Source organism: Streptomyces sp. NPDC048516 (genome assembly GCF_043199875.1).
In the GTDB taxonomy this organism is placed as follows: domain Bacteria; phylum Actinomycetota; class Actinomycetes; order Streptomycetales; family Streptomycetaceae; genus Streptomyces.
On the sequence record NZ_JBICWS010000013.1, the window covers coordinates 239673 to 259268 of the forward strand.

The 19596-nt window shown below is 72.2% G+C and carries 16 protein-coding genes, 1 tRNA gene and 2 pseudogenes; 7 read left to right on the forward strand and 12 right to left on the reverse strand.

The window, feature by feature from the left end; all coding sequences use genetic code 11:
* Positions 1-5 precede the first annotated feature (5 nt).
* Positions 6-79 (reverse strand) — tRNA-Pro (locus tag ACGFR7_RS25395).
* A gap of 165 nt (positions 80-244) precedes the next feature.
* Between ACGFR7_RS25395 and ACGFR7_RS25400 the strand changes: the two genes are divergently transcribed.
* The 3 genes and pseudogenes from ACGFR7_RS25400 to ACGFR7_RS25410 all read left to right on the forward strand — a co-directional run.
* Positions 245-538 (forward strand): YiaA/YiaB family inner membrane protein, encoded by a 294-nt coding sequence (locus ACGFR7_RS25400; protein ID WP_030078864.1) that lies wholly within the window; start codon positions 245-247, stop codon positions 536-538.
* A gap of 81 nt (positions 539-619) precedes the next feature.
* Positions 620-924 (forward strand): annotated as a pseudogene (locus ACGFR7_RS25405) (hypothetical protein); the annotation flags it as partial.
* A 112-nt stretch (positions 925-1036) separates the two neighbouring features.
* Positions 1037-1194, forward strand: a pseudogene (locus tag ACGFR7_RS25410) (transketolase); the annotation flags it as partial.
* A 203-nt stretch (positions 1195-1397) separates the two neighbouring features.
* Here ACGFR7_RS25410 and ACGFR7_RS25415 read toward each other — a convergent pair.
* Positions 1398-2321, reverse strand: a complete 924-nt coding sequence (locus ACGFR7_RS25415; RefSeq protein ID WP_393323488.1) for an alpha/beta fold hydrolase — start codon at positions 2319-2321, stop codon at positions 1398-1400.
* A gap of 210 nt (positions 2322-2531) precedes the next feature.
* On the opposite strand from ACGFR7_RS25415, the gene ACGFR7_RS25420 reads away from it, so the two are divergent.
* On the forward strand, positions 2532-5756 hold the full coding sequence (locus tag ACGFR7_RS25420) for an amidohydrolase family protein (protein WP_393323491.1): 3225 nt from the start codon (positions 2532-2534) through the stop codon (positions 5754-5756).
* Positions 5757-6055: 299 nt separating this feature from the next.
* Positions 6056-7381 (forward strand): acyl-CoA dehydrogenase family protein, encoded by a 1326-nt coding sequence (locus tag ACGFR7_RS25425; RefSeq protein WP_393323494.1) that lies wholly within the window; start codon positions 6056-6058, stop codon positions 7379-7381.
* 186 nt (positions 7382-7567) lie between these two features.
* On the opposite strand, the gene ACGFR7_RS25430 is transcribed toward ACGFR7_RS25425, so the two are convergent.
* From ACGFR7_RS25430 to ACGFR7_RS25460, 7 genes are all read right to left on the reverse strand, one after another.
* Positions 7568-8170: a GAF domain-containing protein gene (locus ACGFR7_RS25430; RefSeq protein ID WP_350255716.1), complete on the reverse strand. Its 603-nt coding sequence runs from the start codon at positions 8168-8170 to the stop codon at positions 7568-7570.
* The gene (locus ACGFR7_RS25435; RefSeq protein ID WP_393323497.1) at positions 8167-8787 is read right to left on the reverse strand and encodes an ATP/GTP-binding protein; all 621 of its coding nucleotides are present in this window, start codon (positions 8785-8787) and stop codon (positions 8167-8169) included. The genes ACGFR7_RS25430 and ACGFR7_RS25435 overlap by 4 nt, the downstream gene beginning before the upstream one ends.
* Positions 8765-9163 carry a DUF742 domain-containing protein gene (locus ACGFR7_RS25440; protein WP_088801078.1) on the reverse strand — a complete coding sequence of 133 codons (399 nt, stop codon included), beginning with the start codon at positions 9161-9163 and terminating at the stop codon, positions 8765-8767. Before ACGFR7_RS25440 ends, ACGFR7_RS25435 begins: the two co-directional genes overlap by 23 nt.
* 2 nt (positions 9164-9165) lie before the next feature.
* Entirely contained in the window at positions 9166-9615 is a 450-nt protein-coding gene (locus ACGFR7_RS25445) for a roadblock/LC7 domain-containing protein (RefSeq protein WP_328382733.1), read from the reverse strand.
* Positions 9605-11767: an ATP-binding protein gene (locus ACGFR7_RS25450; protein ID WP_393323500.1), complete on the reverse strand. Its 2163-nt coding sequence runs from the start codon at positions 11765-11767 to the stop codon at positions 9605-9607. Before ACGFR7_RS25450 ends, ACGFR7_RS25445 begins: the two co-directional genes overlap by 11 nt.
* A gap of 321 nt (positions 11768-12088) precedes the next feature.
* Entirely contained in the window at positions 12089-13264 is a 1176-nt protein-coding gene (locus tag ACGFR7_RS25455) for an MBL fold metallo-hydrolase (RefSeq protein WP_393323503.1), read from the reverse strand.
* Positions 13265-13800: 536 nt separating this feature from the next.
* Positions 13801-15252 (reverse strand): NAD(P)/FAD-dependent oxidoreductase, encoded by a 1452-nt coding sequence (locus tag ACGFR7_RS25460; protein WP_393323506.1) that lies wholly within the window; start codon positions 15250-15252, stop codon positions 13801-13803.
* Between the two features lie 408 nt (positions 15253-15660).
* Here ACGFR7_RS25460 and ACGFR7_RS25465 point away from each other — a divergent pair, with 408 nt between their 5' ends.
* Positions 15661-16710 (forward strand): carbohydrate kinase family protein, encoded by a 1050-nt coding sequence (locus tag ACGFR7_RS25465; RefSeq protein ID WP_393323509.1) that lies wholly within the window; start codon positions 15661-15663, stop codon positions 16708-16710.
* Between the two features lie 44 nt (positions 16711-16754).
* Here the strand turns inward: ACGFR7_RS25465 and ACGFR7_RS25470 are convergent, their stop codons facing one another.
* The 3 genes from ACGFR7_RS25470 to ACGFR7_RS25480 are packed head-to-tail and all read right to left on the reverse strand — an operon-like array spanning position 16755 to position 18805.
* Positions 16755-17660 carry an SAM-dependent methyltransferase gene (locus ACGFR7_RS25470; RefSeq protein WP_393323512.1) on the reverse strand — a complete coding sequence of 302 codons (906 nt, stop codon included), beginning with the start codon at positions 17658-17660 and terminating at the stop codon, positions 16755-16757.
* Positions 17657-17935, reverse strand: a complete 279-nt coding sequence (locus ACGFR7_RS25475) for a DUF397 domain-containing protein (RefSeq protein WP_088801073.1) — start codon at positions 17933-17935, stop codon at positions 17657-17659. Before ACGFR7_RS25475 ends, ACGFR7_RS25470 begins: the two co-directional genes overlap by 4 nt.
* A 3-nt stretch (positions 17936-17938) precedes the next feature.
* The gene (locus tag ACGFR7_RS25480) at positions 17939-18805 is read right to left on the reverse strand and encodes a helix-turn-helix domain-containing protein (RefSeq protein ID WP_393323516.1); all 867 of its coding nucleotides are present in this window, start codon (positions 18803-18805) and stop codon (positions 17939-17941) included.
* Between the two features lie 137 nt (positions 18806-18942).
* Between ACGFR7_RS25480 and ACGFR7_RS25485 the strand changes: the two genes are divergently transcribed.
* On the forward strand, positions 18943-19404 hold the full coding sequence (locus ACGFR7_RS25485; protein ID WP_393323519.1) for an ATP-binding protein: 462 nt from the start codon (positions 18943-18945) through the stop codon (positions 19402-19404).
* Positions 19405-19596: the final 192 nt, after the last annotated feature.

The window sequence follows — 19596 nt, forward strand, 5'->3', positions numbered from 1 at the left end:
TCCAGTCGGGACGACAGGATTTGAACCTGCGACCCCTTGACCCCCAGTCAAGTGCGCTACCAAGCTGCGCCACGTCCCGGTGCCCGTTTCGGCCGGGAATCCCCGGCTGACCGCGCACGAGAACAATACCGCATGTCAGAGGGTGGGTGCTGCCACATATCCCGGGTCGGCACACGTACGGCCGACAGGAGAGATGAGTACCCGTACTCATGCACCGTCGTCACCGCGCCGTCACGCTACGCGCATGACTACTCCATCGATTCAGCGGCCGACGACCACGGCCTTCTTCGTGCAGGCCGCGATCTCCTTCGGACTGTCGCTGGCGGCGCTGGTGATCGGGATCATCAAACTGCCGGTGGGGCCCTGGGAGCGCGGCTTCCTCGCCATCGGCCTGGTCTTCGTGGTGTCCTCGGCGTTCACGCTGGCCAAGTGCATCCGCGACCGTCAGGAGGTCGAGGAGGTGACGAACCGGGTGGACAAGGCCCGGATCGACAAGATCCTCATCGAGCAGGACGTCTTCAAGCCGGGGCAGGTCTGATCCCCGCACCCAGGGGGTGCCTCCCCGCCCTCCGGGGGAGGCACCCCTCGGGCCGCGGCACTCCCGGCCGCCACCTCCCCGCTGGACGCCCTCTGGGCGCGCCACGACCGGGTGCTGCGGGTGTCCCCCGGCACCGCCGAGGACCCCGGCCCGGACCGTTTTCTGCTCTCCAAAAGGCAGCCCGATGGCCTATTACGCCGTGCTGGCCGCCAAGGGCGTCTTCCCCGTCGAGTGGCTGCCGGGCTTCGGCGCGTACGACTCCCCGCTCGGCCGCCGGCTGGTCCGCCGCCACTGACGACGGCCGCGACCACCAGGCCCTCCACGAGGCCTGCGGCGCGCCGCACCCGGGCCGTCCGCATGCGGTGACCGCCTGCGCCGAGCCCGAGGGCGGCCGAGCGGCCCGCCCCCGCACCCCTGCCCACCAGGACTTCGCGAGGGTCTTCGCGACGGGCACCATGCGTGAGCGCTTCGCCGAGGCCGCGCAACGGATCCGGACCGGTGGCGCATGTCGGCGTCCGCGAGCAGGTACTGAGCGGCGTGGGCGGCGGGATGGCGCTCACCGGGCTCCGCCCGTTCCTGCACACCTTCGCCGGCTCTCCGTGGAGCGCCCCTTCGAACAGGTGAAGCTGGGCTTCGGCCACCAGGGCGTCGGCGGGGCGGGGCACCGCGGGCGCCTCCTACCGCACCGGCTGCTGGGGCTCGGCGTCGGCCGCCAGGAGCCGCGCCGGTACGGGCGGCCCGACGGGCACGTGGCGGCGCACAGCCTCGACCCGCACGGCCTGCACGCACGGTTCACCGGGTTCCTGGGGGCACGGCCCTGACGGTGGGCGTGGCGCCTTGCCCGGAGCGCGGCGGCGGCTCAGACGCGCTTGTCGAGCCAGGCCAGCAGGTCGTCCTGGACCTCGTCACGGTTGGTCTCGTTAAGGATCTCGTGACGGGCGTCCGGATAGGCCCGCCAGGTCAGATCGCGGGTGCCCAGGTAGCGGAAGTCCTCCAGGAGTTCATGGATCAGGGTCATCCGCTGATGGCAGGGGTCCTGGTCGCCGACGGCGAGGTGGACGGGCAGTCCGCGCGGGATGCGGGACAGATGCGCCGGGTCGTTGATCTTGCGGATGGCGCGTACCCAGTCGGCGGCGAGACCGGCGCAGAACGGGAAGCCGCAGTCCTCGTCGGCAACGTAGGTGTCCACCTCGGCGGCGTCGCGGGAGAGCCATTCGTAGCCGGTGCGGTGGGCGAAGGCGTCGTTGAAGGAGCTGAAGGTGCGCGGGATGAAGGAGGAGAGCGCGCCGCGGCCGTGCCGGGCGATCTCCTGGTCCAGTTCGCCGACGGCGCCGTCGAGGTCCAGGCCGGGCAGGGTGCGGAAGGCGCCGGTGAGAATCAGTCCGGCGAGGTCGGCGCCGTACTCCTGGGCGTAGTCGCGGGCCAGCATCGCACCCATGCTGTGGCCGAGCAGCACCAGTGGGACGCCGGGGTGGGCGGCCGCCGCATGGTTGCCGATGCCCTTGAGGTCGCTGACGATCGCCCGCCAGGCGTCCTCGCCGACCACCCCGCGGCCGCCGGTGGAGGCGGCGGTGGCACCGTGGCCCCGGTGGTCGGAGGCGAGGACGGCATAGCCGTGGCCGGTCAGGAAGCGTGCGAAGCGGTCGTAGCGCCGGCCGTGTTCCGCGGCGCCGTGGGCGATCTGGACCAGGGCGCGCGGGTGACCGGACTGCGGGAGCCAGGTGTAGGTGGCGATACGGGCACCGTCCGGGGCCTGGTGGAAGTCCTGCTGCATGGCCTGCATGGCGTCGTCTCCTGACTGCCGGGGCGGTGGCTGACGGGCGATAGCTGACGGGCGGTGGCTGACGAGTCGTCGGCGCCCACTCTTGCGCGCGAGGCGGCGGTGCGCCATGGGGCGCGCGTGGGCGTGGTTGCCCCGGCCCCCGGGCGGCGTGACACGATCAGCCGGTTCTTTGATGACTTTGTGCCGCAACCCCCCTTCGCAGGAGGAACGTTGGACACCACGGACCGTTTCGAGGACCGTTTCGAGGATCATTTCGAGAACTCCCCCCTTCCCCCCGCGCCGCTGTCCCGCCGCAGATTTCTGCAGGGCACCGCCACGGCCGCCGCGGCGGCGGGTCTGGCCGGCGTCACGGGCACGGGCGCCTGGGCGCAGGACGCCGGCGCGCGCGGCGCCGCCCTGTCCTTCACGGCCGCGACCAACGGCGCCGCCTCGCTCTCCCCGGCCGGTGACCGGCTGGTCGCCGAGGTTCAGAACGTCCTGTGGTCGCTGCCGCGGGCCGGCGGCGACGCGGTGGCGCTGACCCCGCCCGACCTGGAGCCCACCCGTCCGGTGTACTCCCCCGACGGCCGGCGGATCGCCGTCTGCGCCTACCGGGGCGGCACTTTCCATCTGTGGACGCTCGCCGCCGACGGCTCCGGACTCCAGCAGCTGACCGACGGCCCGTGGGACGACCGCGGTCCCGCCTGGTCACCCGACGGCACCCGGATCGCCTTCGCCTCCGAGCGGGGCGGGGACGCGGTGGCCGGCAGCCCGTACCGGATCTGGGTGCTGGAGGTGACGACGCGGAGGCTGACCCGGGTGACCGGCCTGTCCGGTCAGGAGGGCCCTCACCAGGACGCCGCCTGGGAGGACTTCGACCCCTGCTGGTCTCCGGACGGCAAGCGGATCGTGTTCGTACGGGGGCGGGTGGCGGGCACGGCGCTGGTCTCGCGCACCGTCGCCTCCGTGCCGGCCGACGGGCGGGGCGCGGTGCGCACCGAGCACACCGAGACGGCCACCGCGCAGGTGATGGCGCCGGCGCTGTCCCCCACGGGGCGGCTCGCCTATCTGCGGACCACGGACTACCCGGGACCCACCTGCGCGCTGGTGGTGGACGGCGGGAGGGTCGCGGTCGACGGCGATGTGGAGCCGGTGCCGCCGCGCTGGGTCTCGCGGGACGAGCTGCTGCTGACGGTCGGCGGACAGTTCCGGATCGTCCGGGCCGACGCCCCGCAGCACGCCGAGACCGTCCCGTTCACCGCGCGGCTGCCGCTGGACCGCCCCCGCTACCGCGTCAAGGACTACGGCTTCGAGCGGACGGCGGCCGGTCGGGTGCGCGGGGTGCATCTGCCCGCACTGTCGCCCGACGGCCGCAGGGTCGCCTTCGCCGCGCTCAACGGCCTCTGGATTGCGCCGGCATCGGGCGGCGGCGCCCCGCGCAGGATCGTCCGGGCCGACGCCACCCGCTACGTCCTGGCGCCGAGCTGGTCACGGGACGGGCGGGCACTGCTCTACGCCGACGACCGGGACGGACTGTTCGCGGTGCGGCGCCGCGATCTCGCCTCCGGCCAGGAGACGGTGCTGGCCACCGGCGGCCGGGTGCAGCCCGCGCTGTCGCCGGACGGCGGACGGCTGGCCGCACTGGACATGTCGGGGAACCTGGTCGTACGAACGCTGTCCGGCGGCCAGGAGAAGGTACTGGCCGCACCGATGGGCGCCGGTGGGCTGCCCGGCCGTCCCAGCTGGTCACCGGACGGGCGCTTCCTGGCGTACTGCGACCGAACCCGCCTCAACCGCCGCTTCCGCGAGGGTTACAACGTCATCCGGATCGTCGACACCGAGACGGGCAAGGACCGGCTGCACCCGGTCGCCGAGCACGTTTCGATCGCCGACCGCTACGACTCCGGGCCGGTCTGGTCGCCCGACGGGCACTGGCTGGCCCTGATCGTCGAGTCCGCGCTGTGGGTGCTGCCGGTGCGGCCCGACGGCACGCCGGACGGTGCGCCGCGGCAGCTCACGGAGGAGAGCGCCGACCATCCGTCGTGGTCCGGTGACTCCGGCACCCTGCTGTATCTCTCGGCCGGGAAACTGCGGCTGATCGGGGTGTCCGGCGGCGCTGCGCGGACCGTCCCGCTGTCCCTCGGGCACCGTCGTGCACGCGCCCGGGACACCGTGGTGCACGCGGGCCGGTTCTGGGACGGCACGGGCGATGAGGTGCGGGAGGACGTCGATGTGGTGGTGCGGGACGGACGGATCACCGCGGTGGAGGCGCACCGCCCGGCCCGCTCCGGCGCGGCCCGCCGGGTCGACGCCTCCCGCCAGACCGTGCTGCCCGGCCTGTGGGACGCCCACACCCACCCCTGGCAGACGACCTACGGCGGGCGGCAGACCGCGCTGCAGCTCGCCTACGGCATCACCACCGCGGTCTCCTGCGGGGGCTTCTCCTATGAACAGGCCCGCCTCCGGGAAGCCGTGGCGGCCGGTGTGCTGGCCGGGCCCCGTCTGCTGACCTGCGGAGAGCTGCTGGACGGCGCACGGGTCGCGTACAGCATGGGGCGGGCGCACCGCACCCGTGCGGGGCTGCGCCGCTCGCTGGAGCGCGGCGCGGCCCTGGACTGGGACTTCGTCAAGACCTATGTACGGGCGCCGGGCTGGGTGATGGAGGAGGCCGCGCGCTTCGCCCACCAGCGGCTGGGGGTCCGGACCGGGAGCCATCTGCTCTCCCCGGGAGTCCAGCTCGGACAGGACCTGACGACTCATCTGCAGGCCACCCAGCGCCTGGAGTTCGGTCATGCCGTCAGCGGGTCCGGGCACGCCTACCAGGATGTCGAGGAGGTCTACACCGGCACCGGCTTCCACCTCCTCGCCACGCCGTTCTCCGCGGCCGCGCTGCTGGGCGACGATCCTGCGCTGGCCGAGGACGTGCGGGTCACCCGGCTGATGCCGCCGTGGGACACCGCGCTCGTACGGGAGAACGCCGGGCATCGCCCCACCCCGGCACAGCTGGCCGATATCGACACCGAGGTCGGCGTCTACCGGCGGGTGCTGGAGGGCGGCGGGCTGGTCGCGCTGGGTACGGACCAGCCCCTGGTGCCGGTGGGGCTGGGCCTGCATCTGTGCCTGCGGGCGCTGCACCGCGGCGGCCTCAGCGTGAGCCGGACGCTGCGCACGGCGACCGCACTGCCCGCCCGGGTGTTCGGCGCGGAACGGGATCTGGGGACGCTGGAGGTCGGCAAGCTCGGCGATATGACGCTGGTGGACGGCGATCCGTTCCGGGACTTCGACTCGCTGGTGCGGACGTCGGCGGTCCTGCGCGGCGGACGGCTGTTCGTGCAGCGGGAGTTGACCGACTCCTTCCCGGCGCCCGCCACCCGTTCGCTGCGGTCGGCCGGCACCGACTGGCTGGAGGTGGGCCGGCAGCAGCGCCGCGAGTCCTGCTGCGGCGTCTCACACTGATGCACGGCACCCCGCCGAAGCGGGGTGGGAGGCGTGGGGTGGCGCGGTTCCGGAGCCCTCGGAACCGCGCCACAGCCGTCCTGGAGTCCGGGGGTGGTGTGCATCTGCTTCGTGCTTCAACTCTTTACTTAAATGCACCCAGTTGATGTTTTATGCGCCCCGGAGTAGGTATGCCAACGGGTATTGCACGGGGTAAGCGAAAGATCACTTTCCGGAACGTTCGCTGAGACGGCGCCACCGGGTGCCGTCCGAGGCGTGATGCGACCAGCACGGGGGAGATCGCGAAGGAGGGGCTCGTCTTGCATCGCTACTTCACGGACCAGCGGCATGAGGTACTCCGGCTCCAGGTGCGGGAGTTCGCCGAGAGGGAGGTCCGCCCCCGGGTGGCGGAAATGGAGGCGAACCGTTCCGTGTGCCATGACCTCTCTCGCCTGATCGCACGGCAGGGCTGGATAGGCGCGACCGTGCACCGCGCCTACGGCGGAATGGGGGCCGGTCATGTCGCCAAGACCCTGATCATCGAAGAGCTCTCCCGGGTGAGCGCCGCGATGGGCGCCATGGTGCAGGCGTCGCAGCTGGGCGTCGCGAAGATCGTCCACTTCGGCAGCGAGGAGCAGAAGAAGACCTGGCTGCCGGCCATAGCCTCCGGCGAGTGCCTGCCGACCATCGCGGTCACCGAACCGCAGTCCGGCGGCCATGTGCTGGGCATGGCCACCACCGCCGTCCGCGACGGCGACGACTACGTCCTCAACGGCCGGAAGATCTACGTCGGCAACAGCCATGTCGGCGATCTCCACGGCGTGGTGGCCCGCACCGGCGAGGGCTCCAAGGGCCTGTCGGCGTTCCTCGTCGAGTCCGACAGCCCGGGCTTCCGGGTCGGGCCGCAGAAGCCCGCGATGGGGCTGCACGGCTTCAGCTTCGGCGAGCTGTTCTTCGACAACTGCCGGATTCCGGCGGCGAATCTGCTGGGCCGGGAGGGCGACGGTCTGTCGGTCGCCTACTCCTCCAGCGTGCTGTACGGACGGCCGAATCTGACCGCCGTATCGCTGGGCATCCATCAGGCGGTGCTGGACGAGACCACGGCGTTCTGCGCCGAGCGGCAGCGCTACGGCAAACCCCTGGCCGACCTCGGCAACATCAAGCTCAAGCTCGGCCGGATCCAGTCCCGGCTGCTGCTGGCCCGGCTGTCCGCGTACCACGCGGTGCACCTGCTCGACCAGGGGCTGCCGTGCGATGCGGAGCTGATGAACGGCAAGCTGGTCAATGTGGAGTCGGCGCTGGAGTCGGCGCGCGACGCGATGGACATCCACGCCGCGTGCGGGCTGTTCACCGACCGGCCGGTGGAACGCTTCCTGCGCGACGCCCACCACATCTTCGCGCCGGCCGGCACCTCCGACATCCAGTTGCTGCGCCTGGGCGAGCTGGCCCTGGGACGGGCGCGGGGCGAGTGGTCCAGCCGGCTCGCGGATCTGCTGCGGCTGGAGCCCTCGGAGTGGCCGGAGGAGGGCGGTGCCCCGGCCGAGGTACCGGCTCCCGCCGGGCGGAGCGAGGACACCACGGCCACGGTGCCCGGCCAGCGCACCGGCCCGCCGTCCGGGCGCTCGTGGTGCGCCCGGCCGAGATGAGCGGCAGCCTCCGTCACGGGGTACGCGGTCATCGGCAGCCTGCCGATGCCGCGGCCCCGGGCCGGGCGGACGGCAGGGGGGAGAGATACCCCCTGGGGCAGTCCGCGCCGGGCACCGGGGCCGGATTCCGGACCGGGGAGGTGCCTCGGGGAGGCCCCCTGAGGGGAGGCCTCCCCGGACGCCTCCTCAGGCGTCGCTCTGCTGCTTCTCCATACGGTGGATCTGCTCGACGAGTTCGGCGGCCATCGACTTGATGGTCTCCAGCCCCTCCCGGCCCCAGGGGCGCGGTTCGAGGTCCACCACGCAGACGGTGCCCAGCGCCATCCCCGTACGGTCGATCAGCGGCGCACCGAGGTAGGAGCGGATGCCGATCTCGTCCACGACGGGGTTGCCGGCGAACCGGGGATAGTCGCAGACGTCCTCCAGCACCAGGGCCTTCCGGCGGACGATGACATGCGGGCAGTACCCGTGGTCACGGTCCATCACCCGGCCCGGCTGGGCGCTGGCGGGGGCCGGTCCCAGCTCGACGGCCCGGTCCTGCGCGGGGGTGTAGAGGCCGGCGAAGTACTGCCGCCGCTCGTCGATGAAGTTGACCATCGAGTACGGAGCCCGGGTGGTCCGGGCGAGCTTGCGGGCGAACTCGTCGAAGGCGGGCAGCGGGGACTCCCCGATCCCCAGGGCGCGCAGCCGGGCGACCCGCGCCGGGGCCTCGTCGTCCTGCGGGGTGAGCAGCAGATGACGCGTCGGATCGTAGGAGAGGTACGGGACGCGGGAGGCGGGGTGGTTCACGGCAGCTCCGGGGTCGCGGCGAGGGCGGGGGTGAGCAGATGCTGGACGAGCGAGACCAGGACATGGGTGGCCGAGCTGCACCGGCGGGCGTCGCAGAGCACGACGGGGATGTGGGGAGGGATGTCCATGGCGGTACGGACCTCGTCCGGGTCGTAGTGGTAGGAGCCGTCGAATTCGTTGACGGCGACGATGAACTGGATTCCGCGCCGTTCGAAGAAGTCGACGGCCGCGAAGCACTGGTCCAGGCGCCGGGTGTCGGCGAGGATGACCGCGCCGAGCGCACCGTTGGACAGCTCGTCCCACATGAACCAGAAGCGCTGCTGCCCCGGCGTCCCGAAGAGATAGAGGATGTGCGCGGGGCTGAGCGTGATCCGGCCGAAGTCCATGGCGACGGTGGTGGTGTCCTTGTTCTCGACACCCGCCAGATCGTCGGTGCCGACGCTGATCTGGGTCAGGAGCTCTTCCGTGCTCAGCGGCTCGATCTCGCTCACCGCTCCGACAAAGGTCGTCTTGCCGACCCCGAAGCCCCCCGCAACCAGGACTTTGAGCGCGGTGGGGAAGAGGTCGGTCGAGGGGTCCCCCGGGGTGTGGGGGTCACAGTCGTTTGCGAAGTCCATTCAGCACCGCCTCCAGCAGGGCTCGGTCGGTACGGGACGCGGGCCCTGCCGAAACGGCTGCGGGGGCCCGCGCGGTGAGCGCCCCGCAGTCGACGAGGTCGGCGAGGAGCACTTTGGTGACCACGGCGGGCAGCCGTATGTGGGCGGCGATCTCCGCGACGGAGACCGGACCGCCGCACAGCCCCAACACCTGGGCATAGTCGGGGCCCTGGCAGGAAACGGGCCGTCGGCCGGTGGCCATCACCATGGTCAGCAGGTCGAAGTGCGCCGTCGGACGGGTCCGGCCGTTGCTGACGGTGTACGGGCGGACCAGCCGGCCCGCCGCGTCGTCATACCACGGCTCTCCGCCCTGCCGCCGTCGGCGACGCACGGTCATGGTCAACGACCGCCCGCGGGCGTCTGATGGCGTGCGGGGGTGGACAGATAGGGCCGGACGCTCTTGACCAGCATCGACATCTCGTAGCCCAGCACCGCCACATCGGCTTCGCGGCCGGCAAGCACGGCCAGGCACGCGCCCGATCCGGCGGTGGAGACGAACAGGAAGGTGGACTCCAGCTCGACGACCACCTGCAGCACCTCGTCCCCCTCCCCGAAGCGCACACCGGCGCTGCGGGCGAGGGAGTAGAGGCCGGAAGACAGGGCGGCCATGTGGTCGGCGCTGTCCGGGTCGAAGCCGTGGGCGGCCTTCACCAGGCCGTCCGAGGACAGCAGCAGCGCGCTCCGGGCGTGCGGCACCCGCTGTACGAGCCCGGTCAGCAGCCAGGACAGGTCGGTGTGCTGGCCTCCCTGCAGCTGCGAATGCGCCTGCGCACGCACATCACTCACCATGGTTGCGGTCGTCTCCTCGGGGGCTGGCCATCGTGGCATCGCGGTCACGGTCGTAGTGCAGGTCGTTGCCGGCCGGGCTGCTGGTGTCGCCGCCCGGGGCCGGGGTGGTGCCGTTACCGCCGGCGGTGTCGCCGGCGTAGGTGTCGTCGGCGTAGGTGTCGTCGGCGTAGGTGTCGTCGGCGAGGCTGAAGCCGCGGCGGAAGGCGGCCATCAGGCCGGGGTCGTGCTCGGGCTCGGGCCCCGTACGCGGGGTCGCGGACGGCAGGATCGGGTCGCCGCGCAGCTCGGGCACGAGGTGCGTCTGCTTGCGCCGCCGTGGCAGCCGCGGGCGGGCACTGTTGTCCACGGCAGGCGGCGCGGGCGGGAGCACGACCGGGCCGGGATCGGCGGGGCGGTCGGCGGGAGCGGCGTCAGGGATGTGCGGCTCGGGCAGCCGCGCGCCGGGCGGACGGACGTCGGGAGTGTAGACGCCCGTTGCGCGGACCAGCCGGCGGCGAGCCGCACCGGAGTCGGGACCGGAGAGGGGATCGGTGTCCGTGGGGAGCGGGCTCGAGGGCGGAACCGGAGCCGGAGCCGTACGGTCGCCGTATCCGCGCGGTGTCACGTCGAGCGCGTCGGGGGCGGGAGCGGGGCTGGGGATGGCCACGGTCGGGCGGCCGGGGCTGAGGCCCGGGTCATGGCGCTCGGGAGGTTCCACGGCGCCGTGGTGCCGGGGGCGTTCGTGACGCGCAGGGCTCCCGTCGGGGTAGTCGGGGTCGTCGGCGAATCCGCCGGTGTAGCCCCCGTCGTGCTCGCGCGCCGGGTCGGTGTCCGGCGATCCGGTGCGCGCCCCCTCCGCTCCGTCCGCTCCCTCCGTGTCCCCGTCGGCCGGTTCGTCGCCGAGCAGTTCCTGGGGCACGATCAGCACGGCCTGTACGCCGCCGTAGATATTGCTCTGCAGCCGCACCACGATGCCGTGCCGCCGGGCGAGCGAGGAGACCACGAACAGTCCGATCCGGCCGTCGCTCAACAGCTCGGCGACATCGATGTGTTCGGGGTCGGCCAGCAGGGCGTTCATCCGCGACTGCTCGTCCGCCGACATGCCCAGGCCGCGGTCCTCGACCTCGACCGCGAGCCCCGCGGTGACGAGCTGGGCGCGCAGCAGGACCGGGGTCTGCGGGGCGGAGTAGATCGAGGCGTTCTCGACGAGTTCGGCGAGCAGGTGGATGACGTCGGCGACGGCGTGTCCGTGCAGGGTGCCCTCGATCGGCGGCACCAGCTTGACCCTCGGGTACTGCTCGACCTCGGCGATCGAGGAGCGCAGCACCTCGGTCATGGACACCGGGCGGCTCCACTGGCGGCGCGAGATGGCGCCGCCGAGCACCGCCAGGTTCTCGGCGTGCCGGCGGATCCGGGTGGCCAGGTGGTCGACGTGGAACAGGCCCTTGAGCAGGTCCGGGTCCTCGACCTGGTTCTCCAGCTCGTCCAGCAGCTCGATCTCCCGGTGCACGAGGGACTGCAGACGGCGGGCGAGGTTCACGAACACCTCGACCTTCTGCTCGCTGCCGCTGGCGTTGCTGCGGGCGATGGCGACCGCGTCGATGACGGCGGACTCGGCGGCCCGGCCCGCGGCGGCCACCTCGTGGGCGAGCAGGTCGAGCGTGTCACCGGTGGGCACCACGCCCTGTTCGGGCTCGCGGCGCTGGATCCATTCGCCCTGCCGTACGCGGTCCAGCAGGTCGTACAGGTCGGACTGGCTGCGGGCGCAGACCTGGCGCAGCCGGGCGTAGCGGGTGACGGTGGCGCGGGCCTCGGCGTTGGCGGCGGCGCTCGCGGTGAGCACGATGACGCAGACCAGCGCGAGACCGCCGCACAGCACCACCCACTCGCGGCCGGTGAGCCGGGCGCCGCCGGTTTGCACCACGAAGGCGGCGGCGGCCGTGCAGACGACGGCGACGAGGAGGCAGGGGACGGCGGCGAGCCGGACCAGACGGGCCCGTATCGCCGAGTCGGCAGCGGATTCGGGGAACGAGGCCCGGCCGTGTCGTCCGCCCTCACGCTCCCTCCGCCGGGCGGAGGCGGGGACGGGGACGACCCCCGGGGAACCCTGGGGCCCTGGGGATCTGTGAGCCTCCTGGAACGTCTGGTTCCCCTGGGGGAATGCGGTAGGCATCGGCGCCCTCCGGATCGGCCGTTGGCAGTTCGCGGAGCACGCACGCTAGTTGTTGCACGGGTGGGGTCCGGGCCCACTTCGGGGTTTCGCTACCCCTCGCCACCTCCTTGAGAGGGCGCCTTGCGCACACCAGTGCGAGCCAATCCGAACTCTCGTTCATAGAGGGTCAGTTGGAAGGGCAATTGCCACCGCAATCGGATACCGGGACGTCCACCGCACGCCGGGAGGCGGGACGCCGGGCCGCGAGGCTCGCCGGGCCGCCCCACGAGGCGTACGGAGCCACGCTCCACAGGGGCCACAGGGCGGCATCCCGCTGCCGCCTCAGCGGTCCGCGACGAGATCCACGTCGGCGGGGGAAACGGCCGGCGGCCAGGCGGGCCATCCATGGACGGGGGGCGCGGCAATCGCCCGCCACCACGGATAGACGGCCGGAGGGTCGGCGGGCTCGAACGGCTCGCCCGGCCGGGGGTGGGCGCTGGTGACCCCGGCCTTCTGGGCAGCGGTCAAGGTCCACTCGGCAGGCTCCGCCCACGGGTGCGGTGCGAGGTTGAACGTGCCCCAGTGGATCGGCAGCAGCACGCCGCCGGGCTCTCGGCCCTGCAGGTCGAGGTGGGACTGCACCCCCTGCTCGGGGTCCATGTGGATGTCCGGCCAGAAGTCGCTGTAAGCGCCGATCTGGATCATCGTCGCATCGAACGGGCCGTACGACGCGCCGATCTCCGCGAAGCCGGAGAAGTAGCCGGTGTCGCCGCTGTGGTAGATCCGGTGATCGGGTCCTGCGACCACCCAGGAGGCCCACAGGGTGTGCTGCGGGCCGCGCAGACCGCGGCCGCAGAAGTGCTGTGCGGGGGTGGCGGTGAGGGTCAGCCCGCCGATGCGGGTGGACTCGTGCCAGTCGAGCTCGGTGATCCGCTCCGCGGGCACACCCCAGAATTCCAGGTCGGCACCGACGCCGAGCGGGACGACGAAGGCCGCGCCGGCGCCGGTCAGGCCCTGGACCGTCGGCATGTCGAGATGGTCGTAGTGGTCGTGGGAGATCACCACGACATCGACCGGCTCCAGCTCGTCCAGCTCGATGGGAACCGGATGCATCCGCTTGGGGCCCGCCCAGGTGAACGGTGAACAGCGCTCGCTCCAGACGGGGTCGAAGAGCACCCGCTGCCCGTCTATTTCGGCCAGCACGCTCGAATGACCCATCCAGGTGAGCCGCAGCCCGGAGGCGGGCGGCTCCGTCCCGTCCGCGGCGGTCGGACGGTAGACCGGGATCCGGCCGACCGGCGCCCGGCGCCGCCGCCCCTCCCGGCTCAGCTGGGTACGCACCATCGGCAGCGCGGAGCCGTTGAGCAGCTGCCTGGTCTCCACCGGATTGCGGAACTGGCCGTCCACGAACTGGGGCGACCTGCGCAGCCTGGCCAGCCGCTCCCCGGTGGGCACGGCGCCGAAAGCCGCCGGCCGCAGCGCGGAGAGTCGGGTATGACGGGGTCTGGAACCGGTCACGGCACCTCCATGGTCGGGGCAGTCGCGAAGAGAACGGGCCGCGTGAGCGGCGGGTTCCGGTACGCCACGTCACACGGCGCCGCCGTACGGTTTCCGCACCACGACACCCGGACTCTCCACACCATCACCCGCAGACAGCAACGGCGCGACCGGCCGTGACATTCCGGAGTAAGGGTGTGACCTTCCCGGGCGTCAGCGCAGATGCCGGCCGGCCCGGCAACTCGAACACGGCCATGGGGGCGGGGCCGGACACGGGCGGCCGGGCGGAGGACCGGGCACGGGTCGACCCCACGGGAGGACCGGGCACGGGCGGCCTCGCGGAGGACCGGGCACCGGTTACGGCGGCCGACGTGCACCGCACGGGCATCCGGCGGGCCGGCCCGCGGAAAGGCCAGTAGCAGCTGCCGGAGCACGAACGCAGCCGCCCCCCCAGCCGCCCCCATTCCTCTCCCGGGCAGGCGGCCCTCACACCCTCACGTCCCGCACACCCCTCCCTCCCCGCACGCCCCTCACGCCCCTCACGCCCCTCACGCCCCTCACGCCCCTTCGACGACCGCTGGCGGGCCGGGGAGCCCGGGGCGGCGGGGCAGAAAGACCGTGCGCAGGAAGATCTGCGGGGCGACCAGGCGGGTGGGTGGCGCCGTGAGGCAGAAGACGTCCCGGAAGGCCGCCCCGACGACGGGGTCGATGGCGGCACGGGCGCCGAGCCGGTCGAGGTACCACGTGGCCAGCCGCTCCCCGAGACCCGCCGTGGTGTCGGTGGTACCCGCGTACGGGCGGTCCGAGCCGACCGCGGCGAGCCAGGCGGGTTCCACCGCGCGGGCCACCGCACGCTGCGCCTCGGCGGTGATCCCGGGGCGCGGACCGCCGCCGTCGGCGAACGTGGTGCGCATGGCCAGCGCGCCGAGTGCGGCGACCGACATGCCCTGGCCGTATACGGGGTTGAAGGTGCAGCCGGCGTCCCCGAGGACGAGGAATCCCTCGGGGAGGGCGCCGGGCCGCTCGTAGTGCCGGCGGCGGTTGCAGGTGTCGCGGAAGCCGTGGACCGGCGAGAGCGGTTCGGCCCGGGCGAGCAGTTCATGCACGTAGGGGTCGCCGATGGTGGCGGTGAAGGCGGTGAACTCCGCCGCGTCCGTCGGCGGATGGTGCCCCCGTACACCGGACAGCGTCAGCAGCCAGTTGCCGTCCTCGACCGGCACATACGCGGCGCCGCGCGGGCACTCCGGCCAGCCGGGCACGTTGACGCCCGCGTCGGGCGCGGTGGCCGGGTCCTTGGGGCGGTACATCCGGGTGGCGTAGGCCAGCCCCGCGTCCACGGTTTCTTCCTGCGGCGCGGCCCGGCCCAGTCCGGCGAACCACTGAGGGGTGCGGGAGCCACGGCCCGAGGCGTCCACCACGAGCGCGGCCGGCAGCTCCCGCTCGGACCGCGCACCCGGCTCACCCTCCCGTGACCGGACGCATACCCCGGTCACCCGGCCGGCGTCCCCGGTCAGCCCGATGGCCTCGGTCGCCTCCAGGACCTCCACTTGGGTGGCCGAACCCGCCGCGGCCCGCAGCGCCCGCTCCCGGACCACCGAGTCCAGCACCGGACGGGTGACGCTCAGCGTGAGGTGCCGGCGCTCGTCGAAGCGGCGCTGCCAGCCCGTGGGGGTACGGGTGAGCAGATCGCGCGGCAGATACAGGCTGCGCGCGCCCGCCTCGCTGAGCGCGGTGACCGTCCCGGGCAGCAACTCCTCCAGTGCGCGCTGGCCGCCGCTGAGGAGAACGTGCAGATGGCGGGCCTGCGGGACGCCCTTGCGGAAGGCCCGCCCCGCCGGGTAGCGGTCGCGCTCGACGACGGTGATCGCGTCGACCTGTCCGATCAGGGCGGTGACGGCCAGCATCCCGGCCAGCCCGCCACCGATCACGATCGCGGTGCGCCCGCCCTCGGAACGCTCTGCCGTCTCCGCCCTGTCCGCCCTGTCCGCCCTGTCCGCCCTGTTCACCATTTCCCCCTCATTCCCCCGCGATCGCCGCCCGCGCCGGCCTCGACACCCGCGCCGCCCGCGCCGTCCACGCCGTCCACGGAACCTGATCACCGAGGGACCTCAGGCTTCATCCCCTCACCATCATCCTGTCAACCGCCCTTTCCTCCAGCCGAATCAAGGGGACTGCCAGGTCCTGTCCGACGGGTCCCGTGCGAGCCTCCGTTCGGATCGGTTCGATCGCTTCGGCCGTCATGGGCGAACATCGGCGCGGCTTCTTGCTGCCCCTTTTCTCCCTCGTGTCACCGGAGTCCCTGACATCCCGTGATGAGCCGAGTGTGCGTCTAGACTCCCGGCAGCGGACGCACGTCGTCCGCAAACGGTTCCACCAGCAAGGGATTCGTCTCACCAGCAAGGGATTCAGGGACGCTTGTGACATTCCAGCAGGTTTCTGAGCCGTATGACGCATACGACGTACTCGTCGTCGGCGGGTCGGGCGTGGACACCGTCGTGTCGGTCGCCGCGCTGCCCGTACCGCTCGCCGACTCCTATGCGGTCCCCCCTCTTCACGAAGGGGCGGGACACACCGGCACCGGCGTCGCGCTCGGCTGTGCGGCGCTCGGGCTCACCACGGGGTTCGTGGATTTCCTCGGCGACGACCATCCGGGCAGCCTGGTCCGTGAGCGGCTGGCCGGTACCGGCGTCGACTTCCGGCCGCTGCTCTCGCCGCACGGCACCCGGCGGGCGGTCAACCTCGTGGCCTCGGACGGCCGCCGGATGTCGTTCTACGACGGCCGTGACCCGGTCGATCTGCGGATGCCGCCCGAGCACTACCTCCCCCCGCTGCGCCGCGCCCGGCACGTCCATCTGTCGATCATGCACTTCGCCCGGTTCCTCTACGACGACATCGAGGCTCTGGGCATCCCCGTCTCCACGGATCTGCACGACTGGGACGGCCTGACGGACCATCATCGCGAGTTCGCGCTCCGCTCGGACCTGGTGTTTCTCAGCACGGCGGGCGCGGGAGAACGGATCGGCTCCGTCATGCGGGAGATCCTGCACGAGGGACGCGCCGAGGCGGTGATCGCGACGGCAGGGGCGGGCGGCGCCTACCTCCTCACCACCGACGACCGCACCCCACGCCTGATCCCGCCCGCGGTCCCGCCCGGCCCGGTCGTGGACAGCAATGGCGCGGGCGACGCCTTCACCTGCGGGTTCCTCTACGGCCGGCTGGCGGGCCGGGACCTCGACGAGTGCGCGCGCCTGGGTGCGGTCGCGGGGGCGTACGCCTGCACGTCGCCGGGCACCCACACCCGCCTCGCCGGACCGGAGGAGCTGCGCCCGGCTCTCACCACGACGGCGCCGCCCCTCACCTCGACGGCACCGGCCACCGCCACCGCACCGCCCGCCGCCGCACCGCCCGGCGACGGGCAGCGGCTTGCGGGTCCGCCGGACGCCCGGGTCTCCCCCGCGGGCGCGTAGGTCGCCGGCCGGGAACCTCCGGCCGGGCCCGCGGGCCCGGCCGGTCAGCCCTTGCGGCCCACCCCACCGTAGAAAATGGTGTTGTTGAGCTCCTGCGCACCGGGCACAGGCCCGTCAGGACGCCACAGCGGCACCCGTACCACTCCCGGATCCAGCAGGGCGAACGGCCCGAAGAGGGGCGCGATCTCGGTCTTCGACCGCAGGTTGAGGGAGGCGGTGGCGCTCTTGTAGACGTTCACGACACCGTCGCGCGCCTGCTCGTCGGTGCGGCCCGCCGTATAGGCCTCGTAGGGCTCACCGGTCGCATGCGACAGGACGAGGTGGCTGCCCGCGGGTAGCGCCTCGGCAAGGGTGGCGATGAGGCCGGCGGGATCCTCGTCGTCCCGGATGAAGTGGAGTACGGCGACCAGCAGCACCGCCACCGGCCGGTCGAAGTCGATCAGCTCCCGGACGGTGGGGTGGTCGAGCAGCGCCTTGGGGTCGCGGACGTCGCCGAGCACGAATCCGGTGTGTTCGGTGTTGGTCAGCCGGGCCCCGGCGTGGGTGGCGACGATCGGGTCGTTGTCGACGTAGACGACGCGGGTGTCGGCAGCGGTCTCCCTGGCCACCTCATGGGTGTTGGGGGAGGTGGGGATGCCGGTGCCGATATCGATGATCTGGCGGATGCCGCAGGCCGTCAGTTCGCGCACCGCCCGGCGCATGAAGGCGCGGTTGGCGCGGGCGCTGAGCCGGACCTGCGGGTGGACCTCGATGACGCGCTCCGCGGCCACCCGGTCGACCTCGTAGTTGTCCCAGCCGCCGAGGTAGTAGTCGTACATCCGGGCCGGATGCGGCCGGCTGGTGTCGATCTCCTCGGCCGGGAAGCCCGAGGACTCGGGCCCCTGGACGTACGGTCCGATCTCGTGGACCGTGCCCTCCGGCGCTCCCGGGGGTATGTCCTGCTCGCTCATGCCGTCCTCCGCTCGGTGCGCCGGCCCGGCGCCGCCGAGAGCAGGAAGTCGGCGTGACCGGCCTTCGCGCCCTCGATGAAACTCACCATTTCGTGGTGGGTGTAGATCAGCGCCGGGCCGTCCGGATCGGTCGACTGGCGCAGCGCGATCCGGCCGTCGCCCAGCCGCATGGCCTCGACGCACTCGCCGCCGTTTCCGCCGCTCCACGGCTTGTGCCAGCCCTCAGTGCCCAGTTCCTTGGCGGGCATGCCGTTGTAGATGCGTATGCGATCCATGGTTCAGATCTCCTTGCGAAAGCCACCCAGAATGGCCTCGGTGGTGTGTGCCGGCGCGGCCTGCGCACACATCCGGTCCAGGGCCTCCAGGAACTGCGAGACGTCGTTGCGCTGGTCGAAGTACACGGCTCCGACGAGGCTTTCCGCGTAGGCGATGTCCGGGAGTTCCGGAATCGGGAAGCGGAAAATGTGAAAGGGGCCGTACATGGCGGGGTGCGGGCCCGCGGCGAAGGGCATGACCTGCAGCCGGACGCTCGGCAGTGCGGTGGCCTCCATCAGCCGGGTGAGCTGGTCGCGCATCACCTGGGCCCCGCCGATCGGCCGCCGCAGCACGGTCTCGTCCATGACCACCCACAGCATCGGTGCGCCCTCACGGGTCAGGAGCGACTGCCGCTCCATCCGCAGGGCCACGATGCGGTCGATGTCCGCCGCGGAGGCGTGCGGCATTCCGGCCCGCAGGACGGCGGCGGCGTAGTCCTCGGTCTGCAACAGGCCGGGGACGTAGTGCGGTTGATAGGCCCGGATGAGGTTGGCTTCGCTCTCCAGGCTGACGAATGCGCTGAACCACTCGGGAAGGACGTCCCGGAACCGGTGCCACCAGCCGGGCTTGTTGGCCTCGCGCGCGAGGGAGAGAAAGCCCTCGATCTCGTCCTCGTCGGTGACGCCGTAGGTCGCCAGCAGCTTCTCGACGTAGGGGAGCTTGAGGCCGACCTCGGCCTTTTCCATGCGTCGTATAGTGGCGTGGGTCACATCGAGGGCCGTGGCGGCCCGTTCGAAGGAGATCCCCGCCTTCTCGCGCAGGTCCTGCAGTCGCTTGCCGAGCACCACCCGCAGGACGGTCGGTGCACCTGCCGACCGTGGGTCCGCCACGTCCGATCGCCTCCAACTGACTTCAGTGTTCAGCAGTGTGTCATGCCGTCAACAGCACGAACAGACTGCGCCTTACGATTCTGCAAATTGCAGAGTGATCCTTGCCATCGGTGACCGGCATCGCACATAGTTACGGTGTGGCTTCCTCCAACAACGCTCCCTCGTTAGGGCGCTGTGGCGGCTTCGTCGCCCAGTACCCGCAGGACGCGTTCCACTTGCCGGCGCGACGCACGTCCGTTCCCGAGGCGCGCAGACGCGTCAGTGCGCTGCTGCACGAGTGGGGCGCGGCTCAACACGTTCGCGACGACGTGGAGTTGGTGGTCTCCGAGCTGTTCACCAACGCGGTGCGGCACACCGACAGCGAGAAGGTCGGCTGCGAACTCGCCCTCTTCGGGGCGCACATACACATAGAGATCACGGACCAGGGCGGCCCGGAGGATTCGGCGCCGCACGTCCAGCCCGGGAGCGTGGACAAGGAGTGCGGACGAGGGCTGTTCCTCGTCGGCGCGCTCTCCGACAGCTGGGGGTCGCGGCCCGCCGACAGCGGTCGGGGCCGGGTCGTCTGGGCGGATCTGCCGTACTCCTCGCTCGCCCACTGAGGCCCCGGCTCCGCATCGGCGGAAACGGGGCCTCCGGCACGCCTGGGGCCACTGACGGCCCCGGCCGTCCAGGGGGAGGCACCTGCTGGACGGGTGCCCCCTAGATGAATGAGTCCGATGTTTGTGCTGGCCGCGACCATGGCGAAGGGCGCCCGTTGGCTCGTGTGTGACGACAAACCTGGACGCCCTTCT

What these genes read in the sequence shown, in the direction of transcription:
- ACGFR7_RS25475 (WP_088801073.1), bottom strand. Translation starts at nt 17,935, where the DNA reads ATGGATCGCATACGCATCTACAACGGCATGCCCGCCAAGGAACTGGGC.
- ACGFR7_RS25445 (WP_328382733.1), bottom strand. Translation starts at nt 9,615, where the DNA reads ATGGTGAGTGATGTGCGTGCGCAGGCGCATTCGCAGCTGCAGGGAGGC.
- ACGFR7_RS25435 (WP_393323497.1), bottom strand. Translation starts at nt 8,787, where the DNA reads ATGGACTTCGCAAACGACTGTGACCCCCACACCCCGGGGGACCCCTCG.
- ACGFR7_RS25450 (WP_393323500.1), bottom strand. Translation starts at nt 11,767, where the DNA reads ATGCCTACCGCATTCCCCCAGGGGAACCAGACGTTCCAGGAGGCTCAC.
- ACGFR7_RS25470 (WP_393323512.1), bottom strand. Translation starts at nt 17,660, where the DNA reads ATGAGCGAGCAGGACATACCCCCGGGAGCGCCGGAGGGCACGGTCCAC.
- ACGFR7_RS25440 (WP_088801078.1), bottom strand. Translation starts at nt 9,163, where the DNA reads ATGACCGTGCGTCGCCGACGGCGGCAGGGCGGAGAGCCGTGGTATGAC.
- ACGFR7_RS25460 (WP_393323506.1), bottom strand. Translation starts at nt 15,252, where the DNA reads ATGGTGAACAGGGCGGACAGGGCGGACAGGGCGGACAGGGCGGAGACG.
- ACGFR7_RS25415 (WP_393323488.1), bottom strand. Translation starts at nt 2,321, where the DNA reads ATGCAGGCCATGCAGCAGGACTTCCACCAGGCCCCGGACGGTGCCCGT.
- ACGFR7_RS25400 (WP_030078864.1), top strand. Translation starts at nt 245, where the DNA reads ATGACTACTCCATCGATTCAGCGGCCGACGACCACGGCCTTCTTCGTG.